Annotated in this window: 2 protein-coding genes; one reads left to right on the top strand and one right to left on the bottom strand. The window is 44.6% G+C overall.

The features are described 5' to 3' along the window. Positions 1-407 precede the first annotated feature (407 nt). Positions 408-2,864, bottom strand: coding sequence for an ATP-dependent helicase (locus QUA16_RS35850; RefSeq protein WP_333109531.1), 2,457 nt, complete (start codon positions 2,862-2,864; stop codon positions 408-410). Between the two features lie 166 nt (positions 2,865-3,030). Between QUA16_RS35850 and QUA16_RS35845 the strand changes: the two genes are divergently transcribed. Next, on the top strand, positions 3,031-4,041 hold the full coding sequence (locus tag QUA16_RS35845) for a DUF4349 domain-containing protein (protein ID WP_333109532.1): 1,011 nt from the start codon (positions 3,031-3,033) through the stop codon (positions 4,039-4,041). Positions 4,042-4,375 lie beyond the last annotated feature (334 nt).

Here is a 4,375-nt window from a genome sequence, read left to right as displayed (position 1 = left end):
ACTGTAATTAACTCATAATTTTGCCGGAAATATCATTCTACTATGTATTTGTGTAATTAATTCTGTCTGACTACTTAATCCGCATTTAAATTGCATGGTAAAAGAAATTTTCACTCTTGTGGAGAGTAAGGGTTTGGCCGGAAAGCCCGTCCTCAACATACAATTTAAATGCACAACAATTAACAATCGAATTAAGTTGATTATGCGACAAGGATAGGGATTTTATAACGCCAGATAACTTGTGATAAGCTGATGCACATCAGCTTAATATCATGTCCGATAGATTGACCATAATATCCCGGCCGGGCGGGTTTTTGAGATTGTTAATTATTGGCAGATATTGGCAGGTTTACCCGCCCCTACGTGATTTGGGGTAATCGACCGGACATGATATAATTCTTACTTTTTTATATCGCATTACTCGGAAATCTCTGCTTCAAGACAGGCATTACCGGACAAGGTTTTTGCTCCTGTAAATTCTCTGGTTTGTTCCAAGTAAAAGGCCCTTTTTTCTCCGCCGCCATCCACAACAAACTTTTTGCTCGCGTCATCGCCACATACAGCAGTCGAAACTCTTCTGCTGTTTTCAAATAACCTGCTTGTTCCCACGCTTCGCCTAGATTTGGTAAAGGATATTTTTCGTGCAAACTTGCTCGAATTTGTGCTCTCGCTACCTCTGCTAAAGTGAAATCTCCTAAAAATCGGGTTTGCGGCAAAACTCGCAAATTTCCGGGGATGGTTTGTTCGTGCAGAAACGGCAAAAATACGCAATCCCAATCTAATCCTTTAGCTTTGTGCATGGTAATAATGGTTAGTTGACCTTTGCTGGTATAACGTTCTTCTATTTTGTCGTCTGCATCCACAGGTTCAAATCTTTCGGAACTGACAATTTCGCTAAGTACACCCAAAATATTCCGCATTGAATTGTTGCCGGCTGTTTGGATTGCTACCCGTTCTGCTAATTTGTCGGCGGTGGCTAATTCTGTTTGGTCGTATTGCAGCGCTAAGGCTAAGAATGAAATGATTTGGTAGGGTGGGAGTTCTAAGCTAGCTTGCAGCAAACCGCAGCAAAAATAGCGACATTTGCGAACGGGATCTGACTGCTGCGGGTCTAGGGGGCCTGGGTAAAGGAATTGTTCGGGGCTGGTAGCAAAAGCATTGTAGTCTTGTTTGGGAATCAGTTGTCGATCGCTCAAAATCTTTAAGGCTGCTTTCAGGTAGTCTGGAGAGTGGGGGCGATCGAGAAATTGCAGCAGTGTTAAGATTTCCCAAGGTACTTGAGAATGTCTGTCGCGTTCTCCCACATCCTCAATTTTAATCCCGTATTTACGCAAATCAAAGCTTAATCCGTGTTTTTGAGGATTTTCTAGCACTTCTTTGATAAACTTACCTTGTTTGTTTTCCCGCACCAAAATAGCCATCGATTTCAGATTTTCTAACGGCAATTTTGCGCTATTTTCCCCCTCGCTAGCTTCCGTGCCTGAATGGATAGCTTTTTCATTTATTGCGAATTCAAAATCTGCCGGTAAAAATTCTTCTACTAACTGAATTACCCGCTTGCCAATTAACTCAACGGTATGGTAAATATCGCGGGGAGTATGCAATTCTAAGCCTCGACCAATGGGAGCCGGATTGGCATTCTGCTGCGGGTCAGTGCTGGGTACGGGCTTAATAGTTTGGTCGCGAAAAGGCTTTTCATTTTTAGCTAATTCTGAGCCATTTACCCATTGCAACATAAAGTTAGCAGCATCGATAATTACTTGGGTGCTGCGGCCTGCACCGTCCATTGTCGCTAACTTATTCTCTACTTCGCACTCATCACAAAATTGGTTAAAATAAATCGGATCGGCGGGAGTGAAAGTAGAATTAATCGCTTGATTTGGGTCGCCAACTCTGATAAAATTGGGAGGTAAAGTAGGACGATCGGGATCGATCGCCAATGTTTCCAAAAGCCGAGTTTGCAAAGGTGTCGAATCCTGCGCTTCGTCCTCAAAAACGGCAAATACTTGCTTTTGCTCGATCGCCCTCGCCCTCGGATTGTCCAACACCCGCAAAGCTGCTAAAATCATCTCGTCGTAATCGATGAATTCCCGACTCCTCAACAAAGCCTGATATTTTTGATATAAACCCCCAGCTACTGCTAAAATCTCATAACCATCCCCCGTATCAAGAGCGCTCATTTCTAACAACTGTTCGGGAAACAAACCAGAAGATTTCGCCTCGTGAATCACTGTTTTAGCTACCTGTGGCAAAATTTCTGTCCGCAAAACCGATTGTCGCCGCAGCCTCTCCGTTTCCTCTCCGTCGAATTGCTGTCCTTCCAACAAAACTTGATATCGACGGGGATTTTCAGCAATCCAAAGTTCTACACAGGTACGAATTAATCGGTGACTTTGAGTGGGAGTAACTAAGGTTGAATTTTCTAAATTTAAACCCGACAAATCAGGATGGCGCATGGCAATATTCAAAGCTAAACCGTGCAAAGTGTGCACGGCAAAACCGCCTTGAGATAAAGACAATTGGGCCAATCTTTCCCGAATTTTAGCTTTAATATTAGCAGCAGCAGATCTGGTAAATGTCACGACAATTAACTGGCGGCGGCTGTGAAGCCCGTTGCGGGCGATCGCAATTGCCGACGCAGCAGCCATTCCCGTAGACTTCCCGGCCCCCGGAACCGCCGAAACAGCAAGGGGGCCGCCTTGCCAATCCGCCATGTCCTGCTGGCCCGCACGCAAGCTTTCGCGAATTTTAAGGCAAGCTTGTTCTCGCAAAACTGCCGCAGAGTCTAACCCAGAGGAAATGTTGCCAGGGCGATCGATATTCGTTGTCGATCGCATAAAATCAGAATCAAATTCATCAGTCATTATTACATCCGCGTTTATCTGCGTTCATCTGCGGTTAAAAATAAAAAAATCTGCAACCTCTACCGTTTCCATTTCGGTATCGGCTAAACTAACGCTATCTATTCGAGCTTAAATTAAAACCAGCATAAAATTCAATACCCAAGCCTTTTTTAGAGGAGTCACTCAAATGAAAACTCACCTCAAAATCAATTCCCCCCCGCCCAAGCCAAACCCAAACCCAACCACCAACAGCACAACTCGTTTTGCTGTGGCGGTATTCTTAACTTTATCTTCAGCCATTGCTTTGCCTAGCTGTGGAGGAGATTCAACCAGCAGCGCTCCCGGCGGCGCAGCTTCACCCAGCAGCCCTGAAAACCAAGTTGCCGCATCGGCTCCACAATCGGCACCAGCACCGGAGCCAGCAGCCCAAAGGTCAAAAACTCCTGGTGCATCAAAAAAAGCAGCAGAAACTCCAGCAACCCGTCCCCAACTGATTAAAAAAGCCGAACTCAGTGTAGTTGTCAAATCTATTGACGCCAGCACTAAATCTGTTACTAATATTGTCGAAAAACAGCAAGGCGATATCTTGGGTTTCCAAAATCAAAAGCCGCCGGATTCGAGTGTCCGCCAAACAGCGTCTGTGGAGATTCGCGTGCCTCAAGAACGTTTAGAAACGACTTTAGAGGCTTTGGCAAAACTCGGAACTGTAGAGAACCGTTCTCTGACGGCTGAGGATGTTACCGCTCAATTAGTTGACAGCGAGGCTAGGCTGCGGAACCTCCGCAAATCGGAAGAAATGGTGTTAAAAATTATGGAGCGATCGGGTTCTGTCGGCGATGTACTCAAAGCTGCTCAAGAGTTGAGCAATATTCGGGAGTCGATCGAACGCATTGACGCTCAGTTAAAAAGTTTGCGAAATCAAGTAGCCTATTCGAATATTAGCTTAACTCTACAAGCTGCAGTATCGGCTCAACAAACTCAGGAACCTTCTCTAGGTTTGCGGGCGCAGGAAACTTGGGGGAAAGCGACTCATTCTGTGGCTGAATTGACGCTCGGTTTGTTTGGTTTGGGTATTTGGCTGTTGGCTTATAGTCCTTATTTTCTGTTAATTGCGGCTGCGGTTTACGGCTTTAATCGATTTAAGAAACAGGATTCTGTTCCGCAAATTCAAGAACCGAAACCACCCTCTGCGAATTAGTCCTATCAAATCCGCTCTTCATCGGAACGATCTAAACGGAGGACTGTAGGGTGCGTCGCTACGACTTGTTCCATGAAACTTGCAGATTGTTGATGGCGACGCACCTTACTTATTGCGACTCAAATGACAGATTAAGAATAATACTTTTCTTTAATCTTTTCTTTTTCATTCTGGTAATCTTCGCGTGCAGATTCTTTGGCTTCTGCTTGGGTATCGCCAGTGCCATATCCACGGATATGACAATCTCGATATTGACCCAGGGTAAACGCATCTAAATTAATTTGACAAATACCTAAATTTGTGCACTACTAAATAACTAAAAAAACCTTCTAAA

The sequence above is a fragment of the Microcoleus sp. S13_C3 genome (assembly GCF_036700905.1).
GTDB lineage: Bacteria > Cyanobacteriota > Cyanobacteriia > Cyanobacteriales > Microcoleaceae > Microcoleus.
This window is presented reverse-complemented; position numbering and strand designations above follow the sequence as displayed.